The sequence below is a fragment of the Bacillus sp. FSL M7-1345 genome, assembly GCF_038006985.1.
In the GTDB taxonomy this organism is placed as follows: Bacteria; Bacillota; Bacilli; order Bacillales; family Bacillaceae_G; genus Bacillus_A; species Bacillus_A cereus_U.
This window is the reverse complement of sequence record NZ_JBBOWG010000001.1, coordinates 976,853-996,275: the sequence shown is the minus strand read 5'-3', so window position 1 is coordinate 996,275 and position 19,423 is coordinate 976,853. Positions and strand designations below refer to the sequence as shown.

The window sequence follows — 19,423 nt, the reverse complement described above, 5'->3', positions numbered from 1 at the left end:
ATTATCACTCCTTTATAGCTTTAAACATGGAACGCGTGTACATTCCAATAATTCGAACTAAGCAGTTTCCAATAAGATTATGTATCCAGATGAGAATGAAACCAACAATCATGACAAAAATTGCTGTCTCCCATGAATTCACAGCAATGCCCAATAAGTATATATTAAAATATCGAAAAAGTAAGGGTGTAACGATACATACTAGCGGCATTACATACAGTAAAACAGCACATATAAGACTCATTATTCCGACAAAAAATTTCTGCATGAGCCAAAAAATAGCCCTCCAGTTGCTATTATTAAGGATTGTATCTCTCGCTTTAATCCATTTATCTCCCTCCTCTTTTTTTCTTGGTTCGAATAACTCTATCGATACATCTGTATAAACCTTCGTCTGAATACGTTCATACTGAACAAACGTGTGAGTTGTTTGTAGCACCCAAGCCAACAAGGGAATACCCAAAAAGATAATAGTCATTACTAATGCAAATGTAATGCTGACCAGATAGAAACAAAAGTAAAAGAATCCGGATACAAAGGTAAATAACAAGAAATAAAAATCTTGCAAAGTTTTTTGAGCTGATGCTTTCGTCATTAAAATCTCTCCTCCTCATCTATTGTTAATGCGTTAAAAACTGCTCTTTGATACTAAGTGTTTTTCTGTCACATACGGTAGTGTCAAAATGTCATGATTTCTATGACATAGCTATTAATATAGCCGTATTCCACTCAATTTTTGTTGTTCTTTATAAATATGACAAAAGTTCACTATCGACTATGACTCGCCGCTTGCTACACTCTGTTCATACGCTAACGAGCCGCTAACTCGTTGTGCTAACAAAAAATTTCAATTAAATAAAGGAGCGTACAAAAATGAAACAAGCAATTAACAAACTGGGGATCGTTACAATTCTTCTTTCTTCTTCAACCATGATTTCTGCATGTTCCCAACAATCATTAGAAGCAGGAAAATCAAAACCAGCGGCATCCACGACTAATATCCAAATGACGAAAGGACCTAATAATATAAAAGAAATAGAATCTTTTGCTGATTCGTTATTTGAAGAAAAAATGAAGAAGTATAATGTGAACGGTTCTAGTTTTGTCGTCGTTCATGATGGAAAGGTCGTTGTCAATAAAGGGTATGGATATGCCGATAAAGAAAAGAAAATCCCCGTCACTAAGGACACGGTCTTTCAAATCGCTTCAGTCTCGAAAACTTTTACTGCTTTGGCTGTGATGCAGCAAGTCGATAAAGGAAAGCTTAAACTTGATCAAGACGTACAAAAATATCTTGGTGGATTACAAATACCTAATAAAACAGGAAAACCTCTTACCCTGTTTGATATGCTCACTTATACCAGCGGGGTAGATTTACCTGATATCACCACGATAACCGGGCCTGAATATATTAATCACAGTATACCGATGAAGGAATTTTTCTCTAAACATATGCCAACGGTGGTACGGCCGCCTGGTGAAGCTTATACGTATGACAACGTTGCATTTGCGCTCGCAGGGTTTGCAGTAGAGAATGTTACTAGTACTCCTTTCTCAAAATATATGGAAAAGAATATTTTTAAACCATTAGGTATGAAATCTACAAGTTTGAGCTTTACGCCTAATCTTCTCAAGAGAATGGCTACACATTATGGGCCCACTGGCGATCCAATTCCAACAAGTGGAAACGGTCTAATGGATGCACCACAGGGAGGTATTATATCTACCGGAGAAGACATGTCAAAATACATGATTATGCAGCTACAGAAAGGAAAGTTTAAAGGCAAAGAAATTGTAAGTAAAAAAAGCATGGATATGATGCATGCCTATCAAGTTTTTGATGATAAGACAATTCCTGTTGCGACAATTGGATTTGAAACGCCTTTCAATGAATTTGCTAACGGTCAACACGTTGTAATGAAAGGGGGAAGTATGCCTGGACATCAATCAATGCTGATTTTAGTGCCAGAACAAAAAACAGCATTTTTCATGTCTTACAATAATGATTCAATGATGAGTATAGACATATATGAAACTCTCATGGATCACTATTTCCCTGCTAAGAAGAATGAAGTAAAAACAAGTTATCTCCCATTAGAGGAAAAAGAAGCTAATAAATACTTAGGCTTATTCCAACAGACGCGTTTCGCTGCAATTCGCACTCATTTTACTTATGAAAATGGGAATTTGGTTATGGAGGGTGGTACAACTGGAAAACAAGTTCTCAAAATGATTCATCCGTTGTTATTTGAAGATTCGGAAGGCAACAAAGTTGCTTTCAAAAAGAATTCAGCTGGAGAAATCACATATTTTCACTACAATTCTCCTAAAAGCCTTGATTTTGTAGCAGATGCCCAGAGAATTAACAACAAACCACCTTTTGATGACGTTCCACAAAAGAGTAACTATAGAAGTCACATTGATAATCTTCATGCCCTAAATATTATGGGTGCTAAAACAGGTAATCTATTCAATCCGATGGACACCATGACACAAGGAGAGTTTGCGGATACGTTGTTACTTGCTCATGGATGGAACGGTTTTCCAGACGACTCCAAGGAGGCAAGGGGAAAAATTATGAATGGAATTCCAGAGTATAACCGTGCTACTCCGATTACCCGACAGGTCGCAGCAACCATGATTCAAAACGTTAAGCAAATTCAAGACTTGAAAACGATTCAACCTGATAAAGCTATTAAAGTTAAATTACTTGATGCCGCAGATGACTGGGCAGTCCAATCGATTCAGGCACTTGCCTCCCAAGGAATTCTAGACCCTGATACTTCCATCAACGCTGATGGATCCCTTATCTTCCGTCCGAAGGATTTGTTACTGCGTCAAGAAGCAAGTGCCTTGCTGGATTTAGCTTTTAACTATTATGCACCGCCTATCAAACGACAGTAAATATTCATCCTAAATTGAATCATAAAAAAAATTGGATGATGGTATCTCATCATCATCCAGCTAAAATATAACAAGAAATTCAACTTTATAATATCTTTATGGAAACGAAAACGATTCGAAGCATAACCCGATACATTTGAAGTTTTTGCATTTAAAGAAGGAACCTATTAGGAAGTATGATAGGTTCCTTCTTTGTTATATAAATAATTTTAACTTTGATATAAGGGGTTAATAATGCCAATTATCCGAGAAAAATGTCAACTTCCCTATCTTAAAATCATTATAAAATTGTGAAATAAAACCAAATTACGTTTTAATAGGCAGATTGTCTATGCTTCACAGTCGTTTTATACACAATCCCTAGAATATCAAAGATGATCATCTTCTTATACCTATGATATTTACGACTGTTCTTTTTGAGCAGTTAATAAATACGAATTCACTATGCGTATTTTTACATAGTGAATTCTTTTTTTGTTTTGGGGTATTTTTATTTGTTAAGTTGATGGTGATGTGACGCTACCCCTTATTTAGAAAAAGCTGTTCTTTTAAGATCAAATAACTAACGTTCTTAGACTAAAAACACGCGAAATTCTCGTTTTGGGGAATAACCAATTTCTTAGGTTGTTAGGCATGAGTCCCACCCACATTTTAACGAAAATATACTCTAAACAAATTTCAACATAAAATGAGCCGAATTTTCTACTCTAAGAAAAATTCGGCTCTTATTTTTAGACCTGTTGTAAAGGCCGAAGAGATTCTAACTTTGTAGTTTCTTTCATCTTAAATCGGTACTCACCTAAAAATTTGATACGCTCCTATCCTAGTGGTGAGATCTGTTGTAATAGTTCTTCGTTAAACCCATGCGTACTTCTTAACATTTCTACATCTTCGCTTAAATATACGGTGTTCCATATAATGATGGCATGTATGACCCATCCCTGAAAAAATAAAATTTATCACAATAAGTTAGATAATCTTTCCACTTTTTATCGTTGTGGCAATCATTATCCGGCGCTTTAACTCCAACAAATATAATTTATTTATTTTCATTAAAACATGCTACATCAACACGTCTTCCATATGCTATTTCATTTGATTTTTAGTAAAAAAACAGCCTCATTAAGTTTTTTAACACTTAATGAGGCCCTTCTATTTACAATCTTAATTATGGAACGTCGGTTTATAGAACGAACGATTATCAAGAGCAAAGACACGTTCTGTGTATTCGCCTGGTTTTGTACGTCCTAATGCGCGGTCCATCATGTTCATTTTTGCATCTAAGTTATCGATGTAGTGCAGAATTTCTGCTTCTTTTACTAATGGTGGTTTTGGGCTACCCCATTCTGCTTTTCCGTGGTGAGAAAGGACGATGTGCTGAAGAATTAATACTTCTTCTGCATCGATTTGTAGTTCCTCTGCTGCTTTACCAATTTCGTTCACCATGATAGAGATGTGGCCAAGTAAATTTCCTTCTAACGTATACGTCGTAGAAATCGGGCCAGATAGCTCAAATACTTTACCAAGATCGTGTAAAATAACGCCCGCATATAGTAAGTCTTTATCTAACGATGGGTATAGAGCCGAGATAGCTTTCGCTAAATCTAACATCGATACTACGTGATAAGCTAGTCCAGATACGAACTCGTGATGATTTTTCGTCGCTGCTGGATATTCTAAAAATTCGTTTTGGTGCTTATTTAACAAATGTCTTGTTAGACGCTGAATGTTCGGGTTTCTCATTTCAAATATGTATTGCGTAATTTTCTCAACCATATCTTCTTTTTTTATTGGAGCTTTTTCTACAAAGTCTGAAATGTCCGTTACTTCATTCTCATTCGCAACACGGATTTGTTTCACACGTAATTGAATACGTCCTTTATAGTTTAGAATATCTCCAGCTACTTTAACGATCGTTTCCGCTACATATTGCTTCTCAACTTCTGGTGATACATCCCATAGCTTCGCTTCAATATCTCCACTTGGATCTTGTAAGATTACTGTTAAAAACGGCTTACCATTACTTGCGAGACCTTTTGTCGCTGTTTTAATTAACAAGAAAACATCGACTTGTTCACCAACTTCATATTCTACAATTTTCTTTTTCATTCGAATTCCTCCACCATATCAATTACTTTTAGTATAGCATACTACAACTCATTTTCTTTACGCTTACGTGTTAATTTTATAATCTCATTTTCTGTAAAATACGTGAGTAGATGCGCATGGCACGTAAAGAAGATAACTTGTCTATCTTTCGCAATTTCCTTTATTAGTTCAATCGTTCGATTCGTCCTTACCACATCAAAATGCACGAAACTATCATCAATAATAAATGGATAATCATGCTCAAACGTTTTCGCTAGCGCAAATCGCAATGATAAATATAACTGCTCCGCTGTCGCTTGGCTCAGTTCATGACTGTAAAAACGCATACCATCATTACGCTCCACAATAAAAGGTTCCGCTTCTGACGGTGAGAATATTTTACTATATCTCCCGCCCGTTAAATAAACGAAATACTCTTCGGATTTTTGTAAAATACGCGGAAGATGCACTTCATGATAATATTGCTTCGTTTTCGTTAGCACTGTCTTTGCAGCCGCATATGCAGCCCACTTCTTCACTTGTTCACGCACTTGCGCTTTTTTCATTTCCCACTCATGTAGTAAATCACCATACGTACTGCCTTCTTCTAAATTCGCAATTTCTATTCGATGCTTCGCAATACGCTCTGTCAGTTCTTTCTCTTGTGCAAGACAGTTTTGCGCGGCTGTAATTTCTTGCTTTAATTTTTCATCATAACCGTCAGCCTCATAATGCTCAGCTAATGACAAACTCGTTAAGCGCTGTTCTAAAAGATTAATTTGAGGTAATAAACGCCCCACTTGCTTATCTGCATCTTCACGTTTTTCCGCCAAGCTTCCTGCTTCTAGAAACATCTCTTCATCTGTAGATTCTGCAATACGCCATAACCCATCTCGTTCTACTAGCAGTTGTTTTAATTGCTCTTGCATGAACTCATATTCTTCTTGCCATTCCGCCAGCTTTTCTTTCAGCTGCTTACAAGTTCGGCGCTTTTCTTTCTCATTTTGCATACGACTTTGCGCCTCATGCAAATTACTATACTCTTTACTACCGATAACAGTTTCTAGTTTATGTTCAAAGTGCGAAATCATTTCATACAATGCAGATTTTCGCTTACTTTGCTTCTCTAAATCACGATATAATGACTGCATTTTTTCAATACGCTCAAACGCCGGCAATATGTGCGCATACGTATAAAATTCAGGGAGCATATAGCGCGTTTTATACGCATCTACTTGTTCTCCCGTACGGAAAGTTTCTCTCTCCCATTCTTCATAAGATGAAACGACTTTATCATATGTACGTTCCATTTGCTGTAATTTATACGACTCTCGCTCAAATAATTTTCGAATCTCTTCATCTTTTTCTAACTGATAGCGAACCGACATCACTTCTTCACTTTGACGTCCGCCAGCACTTTGCTGAAGAGTAAGGAGCTCTTCTTGTAATCCACTTGACGAATCTTTATATAAAACGAGAGCAAGGACAATCCCTACAAAAACAATCACACTAATAAATAACAGCACGCGGTTATCTATAAATAGACTCGTGAATAAAATGCCCGTATTAATAAGAAGTAACAGAAGACAAATTCTTTGCCACTGCTTTTTCTTTTGCGTAGCCGCCCCTGCTTTTTCCTCATACTTACGCTTCATTCTCTCTGCGCCCATACCTAAAAATGCAGCATCCTGAAATGATTTTTCTTTCTCAACTAACGTATTTCGTTCTTCATCCGCTAACATTTGCTGACTTATTTGTCTTATGTTTTCTTCTTGCTCTTCTAATTGCTCTTGAGCCGTTTTAAAACGTTCATCTAGTTGTGCTTTTTGCGTTTCTAACTCTCTCGCCTTTTGCACAGTTTGCGTAATTAATTCTTTCGTCGCTAAACTTATATCAAATGAAAGAACAGTCTCTTGTTCAAAAGTAGCGCCAATTTGTTGCTCTAATTCTGCGATTTCTTCTTTTATATTCGCAATACTTCCCGTCATATCACGCATTTCTTGACGTGCATTTTCATAAGACATATGCTGCATGCGTAGTTCTTCTACGTAACTTTCTTTTTGTAAAAATGCTTCATCTATTTCTGTGGAATCAATTTCTGATTGCACTGTTTCTATCTTTTTTTGAAGTGAATCTACTTGTACTTGCAGCGGTTCCATCTTTGCCTTTACCGCCTCATAGCGCGCCATCCCGTTTACAGGAAACTGCCCGTTTTCGTTTTCTAACACTTTCTCGTGCGCACTCTTTTCAATAACGAGAGGCTCAAGCGCTGCTAATATTTCATAGTCTTGCTTTCGTCTTTCGGCTGACTCTTTTTCCGCACGAACAGAAGCAAGTTTCTCTTCACTTTCTTTTAACTGCTCGACCTGTTTTTCATACGTGCCAATCTTCCCTTGCCACTCTTTCATCTTTTCCTCAATTTTCTTCATCTCTTGCAGTGACACGTTAATTTCAGGGTTACGACCACTCGGCTTAAAACGCTGATTCATTTCTTTTTCTAACTTTTTATCTAACTGCAATAACGCATCACTTCCGACTGCGCTTGCCGAAAATAAATAATTACCGATATCCGCTTCGCCAAGCTGATGAATATTTTGAAGACCATGCATATCAAATGAAAAAACAGAATCAAATAAACTTTCATTCACACCGCTTAATATATCGTTTAAAATATCTTCGCCGCCAGTTTTCCCGTCTTCAAAATAAACGGTCACCTCGCCTGCTGCCGTCTTTGGCAATCGTTCAATTTTCAAACGGCCGTACTTCTCTGTTTGCACAGTCATCGCTCCGCCGTACTTTCCGCCTTCTTTCGGATCATAACGGCGCTGTCCTCTCGTCGGAAAACCGAACAGAATACTTTTCATAAACGAGCGAATTGTCGATTTACCCGCTTCATTTTCACCGTACAACACCGTCAGCAATGAAAGATCCATTTCCACATTTTCTAGTTTTCCATAGCCATAAATATGGAGTTTTTCAATTCTCATTTTTTATCCCTCTCTTGCTGGAATAATTGCTCTAAAATAATATTTTCCGCTTCCTTTTGAATCTCTTTCTTCTCTTCTTCCGTAAAAGCTTCAATACTATTACGCGCTACAGGAGATGTCCAAATCGTGCGCAACACTCCGTCCATATTTGTAAAAGCTTCTAACTCTTTTAGCACACTACCGACGAAATGATTTTCTTCTTTCAAACGCTCAATTTCCGCAAAAGAAACCGTCTCATTTTTCCACTTCATCGCATATACAAAGTCTTTTCGCTCTTCTCCCGCTGCTAAAATATGAAAAATCTCTTCCACGCGCTTGTCTTCACGTAAATAAGGAGAAAGTGGTCCCTGCCCTATAAATACGACAGTTAAAAGCGTGCCGTCCTCTTCTCTTCTGCATTCATTCATCGCACTTGACGCGCTCGTCATAAGATCATCAACAGTTTCAAGTCCATCGATACTCACTTCTATCTCATCCCACACTACATCCGCCGTATGGAAAAACGAACAATGTGATCCTTGTTTCGTGAGTTCAATAAGGTATGCACCCTTCTCGCCCGTCTCCTTCCGATGGCGCCCTTGTATATTACCTGGATAAATAATGTACGGCTCCTCCGATAAAATTTCACGTTTATGTATATGGCCAAGAGCCCAATAATCAAACTGCTTTTCTTTCAGCTCACGAATTTGAAACGGTGCATAGCGATTATGCTCCGCATCCCCTTCCACACTTCCGTGAAGCATTCCAATATGAAAAGGCGCATCACTCATTTTCGTATATTGCGCTGTCATATTATCCGTTACCGCTTGCTGCAAATAACTAAAACCGTAAATAGAAGCTAACAGCTCACCATTTTTATAAAACGACTTCTCTTCTACATAAGGCTCCGTAAACACATGAACATTTTCTGGAAACTCAATTGCCGCCCAGCTTCCCCCTAAATGATCGTGGTTACCGTGAATAATAAAAACGGGAATATCGTACTGCGAAAGTCGCTTCATTTGCTCACGCACAAACACTTGCGCTCTCAAACTTCTCGTCTCCGCATCATACAAATCCCCAGCCAGTAATACGAAATCAACGCGCTCTTGAATCGCTTTATCAACAATACGCTCGAACGATTCAAACGTACTTTGCTTCATTCTCTCCCAAACAGACTGTGGTACATTCATTTCCATCCCTTTAAACGGACTATCCAAATGCAAATCAGCCGCATGTATAAACTTCACTTGTTTCACAAATAAACGATCCTTTCTATATTTCAAAAGTTTCATCTTATCAATATTAAAATAGCTAAAAACTAATAATTAGCGGAGTGAAAAGACTTCCCACTAATTAAAGTTTCACTTTATTTTACCACGCAATGTCATATATTTCTTTGCATATTCTAGTGATTTATGACAAAATAGTTATAAGATTCTGATTTTAATTATTGGAGGGAATTTTCATGGGAGTATACGTTCTAACAGTCTTTGAAAAAGATGGTTCAAAAGCATTAGATGAATCATTCGAGGCAGCAACTGAAAAAGAAGCGAAAGCAAAAGGCGAATCTATTTTACAAGAAAAAGGATTGCATGAAAAAACACATCGCTGCACATCTTCTGCAGGTAAGCTCGTTTTATTCCAGCGCTAAAAAAAGAAGCGTCATCCGCTTCTTTTTCACTCTACTATATCTTCGTCACACCACGTAAACGCCACATCTAGAATACGATTACCGATACGTATGCGCTTATTCCATTTTCCTGTTTGGATCTGATGTTGCAATTCCGCTTTCATCTTTTCCGTCCAGTCGTGAATCGTGTCACTACGGTCGTACGGATATACGCTCGGAAACTCTTCCTGCAGAAGATGAAGGCTCTCTGCATCAAAATGAAAATGGAAGAAGTAGTTTGCTGTAAGCGATGGTTCTTGCAATTGTAAAAAGTAATCGTCAACTTGCTTTCTATTTCTATAGAAAGTAAAGATATTCACTTTACCGCTCGTAATTTGGTCAATTTGAATTTCGTGCTTCTCTATAATCACGTCTTGCCCACCTCGTTATATACTACCCTTAGTATATATGTCTTTTGCAACAAAGTTAACCATTTTCGCACGAAATTCATTTCCTTCATTATATTGCCCGTACCTCCAAGTACAATCAGGACAAATAAACAAAGTTGAAGGGGAGCGATCACATGTATTTCGGAAGCAAAGGTTGGTATGTAAAAGAACTTAAAAAATTAGGTATTCGTACTTACGAAGGTAAAAAACTAGAATCTTATCGTACGCATATTTTATCTAGTTTACTTGAGAGAATGAAGAAAGCTTCGGCTTAATAGAAAAAGGAAGCAACAATTTGTTGCTTCCTTTCATTTTTATTTAGAAAATAAAAACTGGAATCATTATAAATTAACAATCTACCTTTACTATTATACTCTCTTGATAAAAACCACCTAATATCGACTGAACTTTTATTATCAAATACTCTTCCAGATGATTATTCGTATATATTTTAAATTCTCCATACTCATTAACCCGTCCACTTCCAACAAGCATATCGCCGCTCGTTATGACAATTGTTGAATAAGGTTCCGCATGACCCGATACATAATTATCACCATATTTCACAAAATCTATCGTTCTTTCCTCATGAATATTACTAACTGAATCTATACATTTCTCTTCATACAAATTAGCATTTAGTTCTTCGGCCCTCGAAAGCGCTCGATTCCTGCTAATCTTTTCTGAAGAGAATGCAACATTTCCCAGCCAACTAAACCTATCAAATGTAGTAATAGGTAGAAACATCTGTGTTAACTCCCCCATTTCTTATCAACTGCAATCTTTGAATGAATTTACAGCAATACGTTCTATGTTGGGATAAAAGAAAAAGTCTGTAATTGTACTGTTCTTAGATCTCTCATACTTTCTGAAGCATAACATAAGGAAGAAATAAAAAAATCGTACAAAAGGGCAAGCCTATAATGTACGATTGGGCATATATAATGTTTTAAAAATGAATTAACTTCCTTTCAATAGACACAGCTACTGCTTCTGACCGTGAGTTAACGCCTAATTTATTGTATATATTTGTTAAATGCGCTTTTACCGTTCGCTCAGCTATCCCCATATCAAATGCAATTTCTTTATTCTTATATCCGCGCGCAATAGCTTTCAACACAAACAATTCTTTATCTGTTAAGTTATTTTCTGCAACCTTATCAGCATGTACTTCTTTCCTTTTATACTTCACTATCTTTTCCATAATATTTGGTTGTAGTAAAATCTCACCTCGAATAGCCGCTTCCAACGTTCGAAATAAATTCTCACGATCCGTATCTTTTAGCAAATATCCTTTTGCTCCTAGCTCAATTCCCTTTAACATTAATTCATCTTCGTTATAAGTAGTTAATATAATAATCGGCGTATGATTTTGTTTTTTATTCAAAGCCTCAATCGTTTCTAAACCACTCATTTTAGGCATATTTAAATCCATTAAAATAACATCGGGTTTCTTTTTTTCTATGAAAGAAAGGGCTTCTTCTCCGTTTGCAGCCTCACCTATAATTTGAAATGAATCACTCGTTTCTATTATTAATTTCAGACCTTCTCTTACAACGAAATGATCATCCACAATTAATACGTTATACTTCATGGCTATCTCCTTCTTTATTTATAGGCACTTGAATATACACTTTCGTACCCTTCATCTTTTCACTCAATATATGTATTTCTCCCTTAATCAATCGAACACGCTCATTTAAGCCAATTAAACCATAGTGTCCAGGATTCTTACCGATATATCCAGTGTCAAAACCAATTCCATTATCTTCAACTTCAATAGTAAGTTTTTCAAGATCATCGATATATTCAACATTTAAATTTACATCTGCTGCCTGTGAGTGTTTTGCGATATTCGTTAAACATTCACTAATTACATATAAACAGTGCTCTTTTACTACGCTTGAAATATACGGTGGACTTTGAATAGTAAGTCTCACATGTATAGACGTAGCTTCAGAAAAACGTTGAACCTCTTCCTTTACTGCTTCATTAAATGAATTAGTAGTATGACGCAAATCATCAATAACCAACCTTGCATCATGTAAAGTTTGTCTCGCTCTTACCATAGTTTGTTTCATAATCTCTTGAGATCGTCCTGTATTCCCTTTTTGCATATGGGCATCTATTGCTTCCAATTGCATAATTAAGCTCGCTACACCTTGCGCTAACGTATCATGTAAATCTCTTGCCATACGCTGCCTTTCATTAGCCAATGTCAATTCTTCCACTCTCATATATGCAGACTCTAACTCTTGAATATAGCTCTGTATACGATTACGTGCATCAAATTGCTGCTTATTAATATAAGAAAAAGGAATAATAATTGCTAACACTAAAAGAAACATAGAGATAAGAATAGCTAATTTATTCACACCATAATTAATACTAATTGCAGCACAAAATATTGCATACATAAGAGTAAAAACTATCATTACTTTAAATATATTGTGATAAACATATAAACTTTGGGCGATTAAAATAGGAGTTAATCCAACAAAAATCGCTATCGAAGCATTTGTTGCAATAAATGCAGCCAAAAACACAATGAAAAGTTGTACAAAAAAGAAGTACAACAATTGCCTATTTTTTAATGAACTCGAATACCAATGAAAAATAGTATGAATAACAATGACTATTGTAAAGAAAAAACTATCCATAGAGAAAATATTATTACGAAATTCTAAAAGCATTGAAGCTATATATACGAGTGTGATCCATAAAATAATAAACCTTCTTGGAATAAATACCGCTTCCAATACATTTGTATCCAAATCTATATTTGAACTTATTTTTTTCATATCTGACCTCCACCATTATATTATACTATACAAGATGCACCTTACTTTTTGATAAATTACTGATTCCTCATTACTGAATACAAATATGAAATATTGCATATCGAAATGCATTGATGTATTTGTAAACGCTTACTATAATGAGGGTATAAAGATTCATTACATCTTACTATTAAAAAAAGGAGGCAATCATATGGAAATCGCAATGGCAGTTTTAAAATTCGTAGGTGGAGTAATTCCATTGGTTCAAGAACTTTTAAAAACATTCATGTAAGGTTATCATTCAGCAATTATCTATAAGAATTATCATACAAATGATCTGTATATCAAAAAAATTGATACACAGATCATTTGTGTGAGAAAGCTTTAAACGAGAATTATGTACCCTAGCAGAACAATAATGATACATCTATCTCAAGTTGGAAAAAGACGCTCACAAGGGCGTCTTTTTATTATATTACTATGTACCTAATAACTTATTCAGGAAATCGATTTTACAATCCATACAATGCTACATAATTCATGTATTTTTTTGAAATTTGCACAATAAAAATCCCCTCAAAGCATAAACTCCAAGGGTCGATCTTACTTTTCATTAAATTTTGTACATACAGCAGTACCTTTTTCTACGATTTTATCAGATGTATAAACGACGACTTTCTGTTCCCTTTTATTTAGTGCTACTGAAATAATCAATTAAGCTAAAAATGCTATAATTAATCCAATCACACTAAGGAGGAACATTTATTTTGCTTGGAAAATACATTCAATTTCATGAGTTTGGCAATCCGAAAGATGTGTTACAAGTTGAATATAAAAATATAGAACCATTAAAAGATAATGAAGTTTTAGTTCGTATGCTAGTTAGACCGATTAATCCATCTGACTTAATTCCAATAACCGGAGCGTATGCACATAGAATCCCTTTACCTAACATACCTGGTTATGAAGGTGTTGGTATTGTAGAAGATGTCGGTCCTTTCGTTTCTAGAGACCTTATCGGCAAACGTGTTTTGCCTTTACGCGGAGAAGGTACTTGGCAAGAGTTCGTTACAACATCAGCTGACTTTGTAGTCCCTATTCCCGATTCCATCGATGATTTTACAGCATCACAAATGTATATTAATCCCCTTACAGCGTGGATCACATGCACAGAAACTCTAAACTTAAAACAGAATGACGTTTTATTAGTGAATGCTTGTGGATCCGCTATTGGACACCTTTTTGTTCAATTATCACAAATTTTAAACTTCCGATTAATTGCAGTTACTAGAAACAATAAGCATACTGAGGAATTACTTCAGCTCGGTGCCGAATATGTAATAGACACTTCCACTACCCCGCTTTATGAAACAGTGATGGAGTTAACAAACGGGATAGGTGCAGATGCTGCGATTGATTCTATTGGGGGACCGGATGGAAATGAATTAGCATTTTGCTTACGTCCAAATGGGCACTTTTTAACTATAGGCCTTCTATCAGGAATACAAGTAAACTGGGCAGAGATTGTCACGAAAGCAAAGGTGCAGGCTAACATATTTCATTTACGACATTGGAATAAAGAAGTGTCCGCATATAAATGGCAAGAAACGTTTCGTCACTTAATTCGCTTAGTAGAAGATAAACAATTACGTTTCATGACAGTACATTCTACGTATGACTTAGTAGATGTGAAAACGGCGGTTGATGTTGTGCAGTCTGCTGAAAAAACAAAAGGGAAAGTGTTTTTGACGAGTGATTAAATACAATGGAAGAAGTCTTTTTGATCGACCTTTTAAATAGATTAGATATACGTTTAGGAGTATGTAATTGTAAGTATCTGGTATAATTCTATTAAAAGGCGAAAGGAGATTCTAACATGTGGTTAATTACGGTAATTGCGCCTGTTGTAATAGTCGGAGGAATTATATTATTTGTAATTGGAAGGCTTAAACATAAATATAACAACGGTAACTTAGGTAAGAAAAAATCAAAAAACGCTCAAGTTTTATTAGATAGTTTAATACCAATGGGAATGCTTTTAGGGTGTTTAATCGGTATAATTGTCGACATATTTTTCCCGGATTATTCACTGTTTACAGTTGGTTTAGGAGCTGGAATAGGCTATTTATTTGGATTTTTTGCCTATGAAATTTATAGCAAGACAGGAAACGATTTTTCATAATCTAAAAACAAACACAATTGTGGAATAAGCGAGGACAGTACATATGAGTCATATAAAATATGTGCTGTCCTTTCATTTATTCATCAACGTTATCCCCTCCCGCTCCAACTATCTAAAAAATAACATTGTCAACAGAACTTAAATTGGTTATCATAAAAGCGAATATAACAGGAGATGAGCAGATGAATATAAACGAAAAGAAATCTTTTTCAAAAGTTTCTCGACGGAAATTAGTCGATGAAGTGTTGGAACGTTTACAAGAAAAAATCTTTTCTGGCGAGTATGAAGTTGGTGATCGCCTCCCTACAGAGCCGCAATTAATGGAAGAGTTAGGTGTAGGGCGTTCGACGCTGCGAGAAAGCATAAAGATATTAGTACATGCCGGCATCTTAGAAGTTCGACAAGGACAAGGTACTCGTATTGTCTCACTAAATACAACACAGGATTCATTTGAAAAACGATTGCAAACAGCTAATATTAATCATGTATATGAAGCACGAAATATGTTGGATAAAGAAGTAGCGATGTTAGCGGCACAGCGCCGAAGTGAAGAGGACCTTTTATACTTAAAAGGACATTTGAATAAAAGAAAAAATGCCCTTCAAGAAGGAAATTATGTAGCATACATAGACGCAGATATTCAGTTTCATCTAGCAATTGCAAAGGCGAGCAAAAACGAAGTTCTACTTGATTTATATCAATCTTTCGTACCTGCCCTTCGCCACATTTTAAGCCAATTAATATTAAATACAGTGAACTATGAAGATAACTCTGACATTCATGAAAAGTTATTCCAAGCTATTTTTAAACAAAATGCCGAAGAGGCACGAACATACGCCGTTCAAAATTTGGAGCTGAAATAAGCTCCTTATATATTACACTCAAACATCAGATGATATACTGAATAACGTCTGATGTTTAAGAGGGGAGAAAATTAAATTGAAACATCAAGGACGAACTTATTTGTATATACTAGCACTATTTTTTGTTTCTATTAATTTACGTATCGGAATTACATCTGTTTCACCTTTATTAGAAACAATCCGACAAGACTTAAATATAAGCAATTTTTCCGTTAGTTTTTTAACAGCCATTCCTGTTTTTTGTATGGGGACATTCGCCTTACTGACTGGGAAGGTAATTAAAAAATATGGGGCAGAAAAAGCAATTATGGCTTGTCTTATTTTAATTGGCTTTGCTACATGTATGAGGGCTTTTACCTCTTCCATTTCCACATTATTCGCGAGCTCTTTATTTATCGGCATTGGAATTGCACTTGCAGGTCCGTTACTATCAGGTTTTATTAAAGAAAAATTCCCTACGAAAATCGGCTTAATGATTGGAATATATTCAGTAGGCATGGGAACTGGCGCTTCTTTAAGTGCAGGATTAACGATTCCTTTACAACATGTATTAAAAGACGATTGGAATATGGCACTCGCTTTTTGGGGTGTACTTACTATTATCGCTATTATATTTTGGTATCCGGTTATGAAACGAAAAAAGAATACGAGTACACAAGATAAAAAGAATAATAGTTTACCTTTAAGAAATAAAAAAGCATGGTTGTTCACAATCTTTTTCGGACTACAATCAGGAATCTTTTACTCCATTACGACGTGGCTTGCGCCAGCAAATCAAAGTATGGGTGTCAGTAGCGAACAAGCTGGTACTCTTATAACTGTTTTTACAGTTATTCAAATGATATGCAGCTTTTTAATTCCAACATTAGCGGATATTTATAAAAACCGAGCACTTTGGTTATTAGGGAGTATATGCTTCGTACTCGTAGGTTTATCGCTTATGATTTACCCACTAACTACACCATGGATCCCTTCTATTTTACTAGGTATCGGGCTCGGCGGCGTATTCCCACTCGCTCTCATGCTACCGCTATATGAAACAAAAACTTCAGAAGATGCGAGTGCATGGACTGCTATGATGCAGTCCGGAGGGTACATTATGGGCGGATTTATTCCTGTCTTAGCAGGAATCGCTCGTGATTATTTTGATGGTTATACGCAAGTTTTTATTATAATGGCACTTTTAAGCTTAATTTTGTTCATTTTAACTTTAGTCATGAACAAAAAGAAAGTAGAAGCAAAAGATCTTATAGCTTAAATAAAAAGAATGAGCTTTTTCCTAAAGGATCAAGCTCATTCTTTTTACTTCTACTACTTGAAAACAAAAAAAGCCCCTCAAAGCATACGCTTCAAGGGGTGAGCCTGTTTTTTATTTAATTATATACGTACAGCTGTACCACTTACAGCAACCATTAACATTCCATCACGAACAACTTCGTAATCTACGTCAATACCAACGATAGCGTTCGCACCTTTTTGTTTTGCAAGTTCTTTCATTTCTCCCATTGCAATATCACGAGCTTCTTTTAACTTACTTTCATAAGCGCCAGCACGGCCACCGACAACATCACGAACTGAAGCAAATAAATCACGAACAATATTTGCACCCATAATAGCTTCACCATTTACAATATCAATATACTCAATAATTTCTTTACCTTGGATTCCAGACGTTGTTGTTACAATCATGACTGACACTCTCCTAATAACTTATAGTTTTTTGATTAGCTTTCTTATGTCTTTATTATGACATGGAAAAAGTAACGAATCTATTGAATTACCTTACATGAATGTGACAATTTTGTAAGGGTGAAATATTATTTTACCTTCCTCATTACAATAACTACCTAAATTAACAGAATATTGTTATAATTAAATTAGAGGAGGAGATAAAATGAAAAAAATCACTTATATATGTGCTCTAAGTGTTCTATCTTTTACTTTAATAGGTTGTACAAGCACTTCTACTACAAATAATACTCCAAAAACTAAGCAAGAAAATACGAAAAATACCATTCAATTAAACTCTGCAGACATTACAAACATTGAGATGCTTAGAACATCAAGTAATACTAGTTCCAAATCTCAAACAGATAACGAAAAAATGATACAATCTATCGTTTCGGCAGTTCAAAATGGAACACCTAAAACAATCACACTAGATCAAAAAAAGAGGGCATCTGCGCATTCTACTATAACCGTTACATATAAAGATGACTCAAAAGAAGAATTTCTTGTGTGGGTTGATAATACGGAGCAAATTACGATCGCTAAAGATGAGAAGAAGGATACAGTAGAAGGTGTGACATTGAACATTGAAGGCGCTAAAATGATGGAGGATTTCTTTAAAAGCTAAAAAAAAGATTCCCTTCAGCTTGATAGGTATGTGGCGAGACCCCCTATCATTAAACTTGAGATGGTTCAAATCGGAGAAAGACACCTTAGAGGGTCTCTTTTCTTTATTTTCAAAAGGACCTGCTCAATTCATGCGTAAATACATAAAGTAAATTGAATCCGTTAAAATACATGAGTGACCTCTTGTTTTCTCCTCTTATCTAAAGGAGGAACTGTTATGGGCTTTGGTGGTAGTTGTAGTAGTTGTGGCGGCGGCTTTGCTTTATTAGTTGTATTATTTATTTTATTAATCATAGTTGGAGCTTCTTGCTTCTGCTAAAAAACTATCGGAAAAGACACTCATGTGAGTGTCTTTTCTTCATGAAAAAATGCCCAAAATCGCAAAAAACTTTACCTTCGCAAGCGTTAGTACCAAAACGAAACCAACTGTACCATTTTAAATAGCACAGTTGGTTTCGTTTCTATTATTTAGTAGCTTAATTATTTTCGTTTTATTGTTTTTCCTTTTTTAACTTTTTAATTTTTTCTTTTAAGTCATTTGTTTTTATGAATTTTTCTTTAAAATCTTTATTTTGCGGACTCACAGTATCTGTATTTTCATCCACTGGAAATCTCCCTTGGAAATCACCACTAGTTACATATTGGCAACTAATTGGGCCTTTATATTTTTCCAAAAAAAGAATTACTTTTTTATTTTCTTTTATCACAGGAGCATTCTCAAAAACTACTTCAAATTGTTGGCCATCTTTCATTGATTGCTCCGTATCAAATGTCTTTTTATTTTTTGGATCGGACTTATATTCGAAAACTCCACCAGTTTGAAGAACCGTTATTTTATCGCCTACTTTAATATTATCATTACTTTCTAATACATCTGTGACAACAACTGTTGAAATGGTAAAATATACTTCGTTATATATAATATATTTATTTTTAACTATATTCCCTTCAATTGCAGAGGAGCTGTCATTTACCAAAGTGGATGTGTCGTCATAGTATTTCACCATTTTTCCACCCATATTAATTACAGGAAAATCATTTGACTGGGAGTTATTTGCTACCTCAGCAGTTTTTATCTGAGTTTTATTTACCGTTGCATCGGTTTTACTATTAAACTGAGAACATCCAGAAGCCAATAATACAACTGTTGTTATTATAGAAAATGGAATATATTTTTTCATTTTAAGGTCCTCCTATTAATTATTATGGGTACATCCTTGTAAT

21 protein-coding genes and 1 pseudogene are annotated in these 19,423 nt (G+C 35.6%); 10 read left to right on the top strand and 12 right to left on the bottom strand.

Annotation, left to right across the window (positions count from 1 at the left end; all coding sequences use genetic code 11):
- Window positions 1–4: 4 nt before the first annotated feature.
- Window positions 5–595, bottom strand: coding sequence for a sensor domain-containing protein (locus MHB76_RS05150; protein WP_016103951.1), 591 nt, complete (start codon window positions 593–595; stop codon window positions 5–7).
- Window positions 596–873: 278 nt separating this feature from the next.
- On the opposite strand from MHB76_RS05150, the gene MHB76_RS05145 reads away from it, so the two are divergent.
- Window positions 874–2,904, top strand: a complete 2,031-nt coding sequence (locus MHB76_RS05145; RefSeq protein ID WP_340985874.1) for a serine hydrolase — start codon at window positions 874–876, stop codon at window positions 2,902–2,904.
- A 731-nt stretch (window positions 2,905–3,635) separates the two neighbouring features.
- Here MHB76_RS05145 and MHB76_RS26270 read toward each other — a convergent pair.
- From MHB76_RS26270 to MHB76_RS05120, 5 genes and pseudogenes are all read right to left on the bottom strand, one after another.
- Window positions 3,636–3,839 (bottom strand): annotated as a pseudogene (locus tag MHB76_RS26270) (Tn3 family transposase); the annotation flags it as partial.
- Window positions 3,800–3,940 carry an MmcB family DNA repair protein gene (locus tag MHB76_RS05135; protein ID WP_303047233.1) on the bottom strand — a complete coding sequence of 47 codons (141 nt, stop codon included), beginning with the start codon at window positions 3,938–3,940 and terminating at the stop codon, window positions 3,800–3,802. The pseudogene MHB76_RS26270 and the gene MHB76_RS05135, both read right to left, overlap by 40 nt.
- A gap of 128 nt (window positions 3,941–4,068) precedes the next feature.
- Window positions 4,069–5,013 (bottom strand): 3'-5' exoribonuclease YhaM, encoded by a 945-nt coding sequence (yhaM, locus tag MHB76_RS05130; protein ID WP_002030183.1) that lies wholly within the window; start codon window positions 5,011–5,013, stop codon window positions 4,069–4,071.
- 41 nt (window positions 5,014–5,054) lie between these two features.
- Complete coding sequence (locus tag MHB76_RS05125; protein WP_340985872.1) at window positions 5,055–7,979, bottom strand: ATP-binding protein; 2,925 nt, start codon at window positions 7,977–7,979, stop codon at window positions 5,055–5,057.
- Window positions 7,976–9,217: a metallophosphoesterase family protein gene (locus MHB76_RS05120; protein WP_078174832.1), complete on the bottom strand. Its 1,242-nt coding sequence runs from the start codon at window positions 9,215–9,217 to the stop codon at window positions 7,976–7,978. Before MHB76_RS05120 ends, MHB76_RS05125 begins: the two co-directional genes overlap by 4 nt.
- A 209-nt stretch (window positions 9,218–9,426) precedes the next feature.
- Here MHB76_RS05120 and MHB76_RS05115 point away from each other — a divergent pair, with 209 nt between their 5' ends.
- Window positions 9,427–9,612 (top strand): YhzD family protein, encoded by a 186-nt coding sequence (locus MHB76_RS05115; RefSeq protein WP_000539550.1) that lies wholly within the window; start codon window positions 9,427–9,429, stop codon window positions 9,610–9,612.
- Between the two features lie 26 nt (window positions 9,613–9,638).
- On the opposite strand, the gene MHB76_RS05110 is transcribed toward MHB76_RS05115, so the two are convergent.
- Window positions 9,639–10,001, bottom strand: a complete 363-nt coding sequence (locus tag MHB76_RS05110) for a hypothetical protein (protein ID WP_078174812.1) — start codon at window positions 9,999–10,001, stop codon at window positions 9,639–9,641.
- A 152-nt stretch (window positions 10,002–10,153) separates the two neighbouring features.
- On the opposite strand from MHB76_RS05110, the gene MHB76_RS05105 reads away from it, so the two are divergent.
- A complete protein-coding gene (locus MHB76_RS05105; RefSeq protein ID WP_000273535.1) occupies window positions 10,154–10,294 on the top strand; it encodes a YflJ family protein in 141 nt (46 codons plus the stop codon).
- A 73-nt stretch (window positions 10,295–10,367) separates the two neighbouring features.
- Here the strand turns inward: MHB76_RS05105 and MHB76_RS05100 are convergent, their stop codons facing one another.
- From MHB76_RS05100 to MHB76_RS05090, 3 genes are all read right to left on the bottom strand, one after another.
- Entirely contained in the window at window positions 10,368–10,766 is a 399-nt protein-coding gene (locus tag MHB76_RS05100) for an Ig-like domain-containing protein (RefSeq protein WP_078174813.1), read from the bottom strand.
- A 202-nt stretch (window positions 10,767–10,968) separates the two neighbouring features.
- Window positions 10,969–11,613 carry a response regulator gene (locus MHB76_RS05095; RefSeq protein ID WP_016103945.1) on the bottom strand — a complete coding sequence of 215 codons (645 nt, stop codon included), beginning with the start codon at window positions 11,611–11,613 and terminating at the stop codon, window positions 10,969–10,971.
- The gene (locus MHB76_RS05090) at window positions 11,603–12,820 is read right to left on the bottom strand and encodes a sensor histidine kinase (RefSeq protein WP_016103944.1); all 1,218 of its coding nucleotides are present in this window, start codon (window positions 12,818–12,820) and stop codon (window positions 11,603–11,605) included. Before MHB76_RS05090 ends, MHB76_RS05095 begins: the two co-directional genes overlap by 11 nt.
- An 85-nt stretch (window positions 12,821–12,905) precedes the next feature.
- Between MHB76_RS05090 and MHB76_RS05085 the strand changes: the two genes are divergently transcribed.
- The 5 genes from MHB76_RS05085 (at window position 12,906) to MHB76_RS05065 (ending at window position 17,102) form a co-directional block, all read left to right on the top strand.
- Window positions 12,906–13,091 (top strand): hypothetical protein, encoded by a 186-nt coding sequence (locus MHB76_RS05085; RefSeq protein WP_078174814.1) that lies wholly within the window; start codon window positions 12,906–12,908, stop codon window positions 13,089–13,091.
- A gap of 475 nt (window positions 13,092–13,566) precedes the next feature.
- On the top strand, window positions 13,567–14,559 hold the full coding sequence (locus MHB76_RS05080) for a zinc-dependent alcohol dehydrogenase family protein (protein WP_078174815.1): 993 nt from the start codon (window positions 13,567–13,569) through the stop codon (window positions 14,557–14,559).
- Window positions 14,560–14,675: 116 nt separating this feature from the next.
- Entirely contained in the window at window positions 14,676–14,981 is a 306-nt protein-coding gene (locus tag MHB76_RS05075) for a hypothetical protein (RefSeq protein WP_078174816.1), read from the top strand.
- A gap of 182 nt (window positions 14,982–15,163) precedes the next feature.
- Window positions 15,164–15,844 (top strand): FadR/GntR family transcriptional regulator, encoded by a 681-nt coding sequence (locus tag MHB76_RS05070; RefSeq protein WP_002201513.1) that lies wholly within the window; start codon window positions 15,164–15,166, stop codon window positions 15,842–15,844.
- Between the two features lie 70 nt (window positions 15,845–15,914).
- Window positions 15,915–17,102, top strand: a complete 1,188-nt coding sequence (locus MHB76_RS05065; RefSeq protein ID WP_078174817.1) for an MFS transporter — start codon at window positions 15,915–15,917, stop codon at window positions 17,100–17,102.
- A gap of 119 nt (window positions 17,103–17,221) precedes the next feature.
- Here MHB76_RS05065 and MHB76_RS05060 read toward each other — a convergent pair whose 3' ends face one another.
- Window positions 17,222–17,533: a heavy metal-binding domain-containing protein gene (locus MHB76_RS05060; protein WP_000637508.1), complete on the bottom strand. Its 312-nt coding sequence runs from the start codon at window positions 17,531–17,533 to the stop codon at window positions 17,222–17,224.
- A 205-nt stretch (window positions 17,534–17,738) separates the two neighbouring features.
- On the opposite strand from MHB76_RS05060, the gene MHB76_RS05055 reads away from it, so the two are divergent.
- Both MHB76_RS05055 and MHB76_RS05050 read left to right on the top strand, forming a co-directional pair.
- Window positions 17,739–18,200, top strand: coding sequence for a hypothetical protein (locus MHB76_RS05055; protein WP_070128058.1), 462 nt, complete (start codon window positions 17,739–17,741; stop codon window positions 18,198–18,200).
- Between the two features lie 216 nt (window positions 18,201–18,416).
- Window positions 18,417–18,518 carry a YjcZ family sporulation protein gene (locus MHB76_RS05050; RefSeq protein ID WP_000505688.1) on the top strand — a complete coding sequence of 34 codons (102 nt, stop codon included), beginning with the start codon at window positions 18,417–18,419 and terminating at the stop codon, window positions 18,516–18,518.
- A 172-nt stretch (window positions 18,519–18,690) separates the two neighbouring features.
- Here the strand turns inward: MHB76_RS05050 and MHB76_RS05045 are convergent, their stop codons facing one another.
- Window positions 18,691–19,380, bottom strand: a complete 690-nt coding sequence (locus tag MHB76_RS05045; RefSeq protein WP_070146251.1) for a hypothetical protein — start codon at window positions 19,378–19,380, stop codon at window positions 18,691–18,693.
- Between the last annotated feature and the right edge of the window lie 43 nt (window positions 19,381–19,423).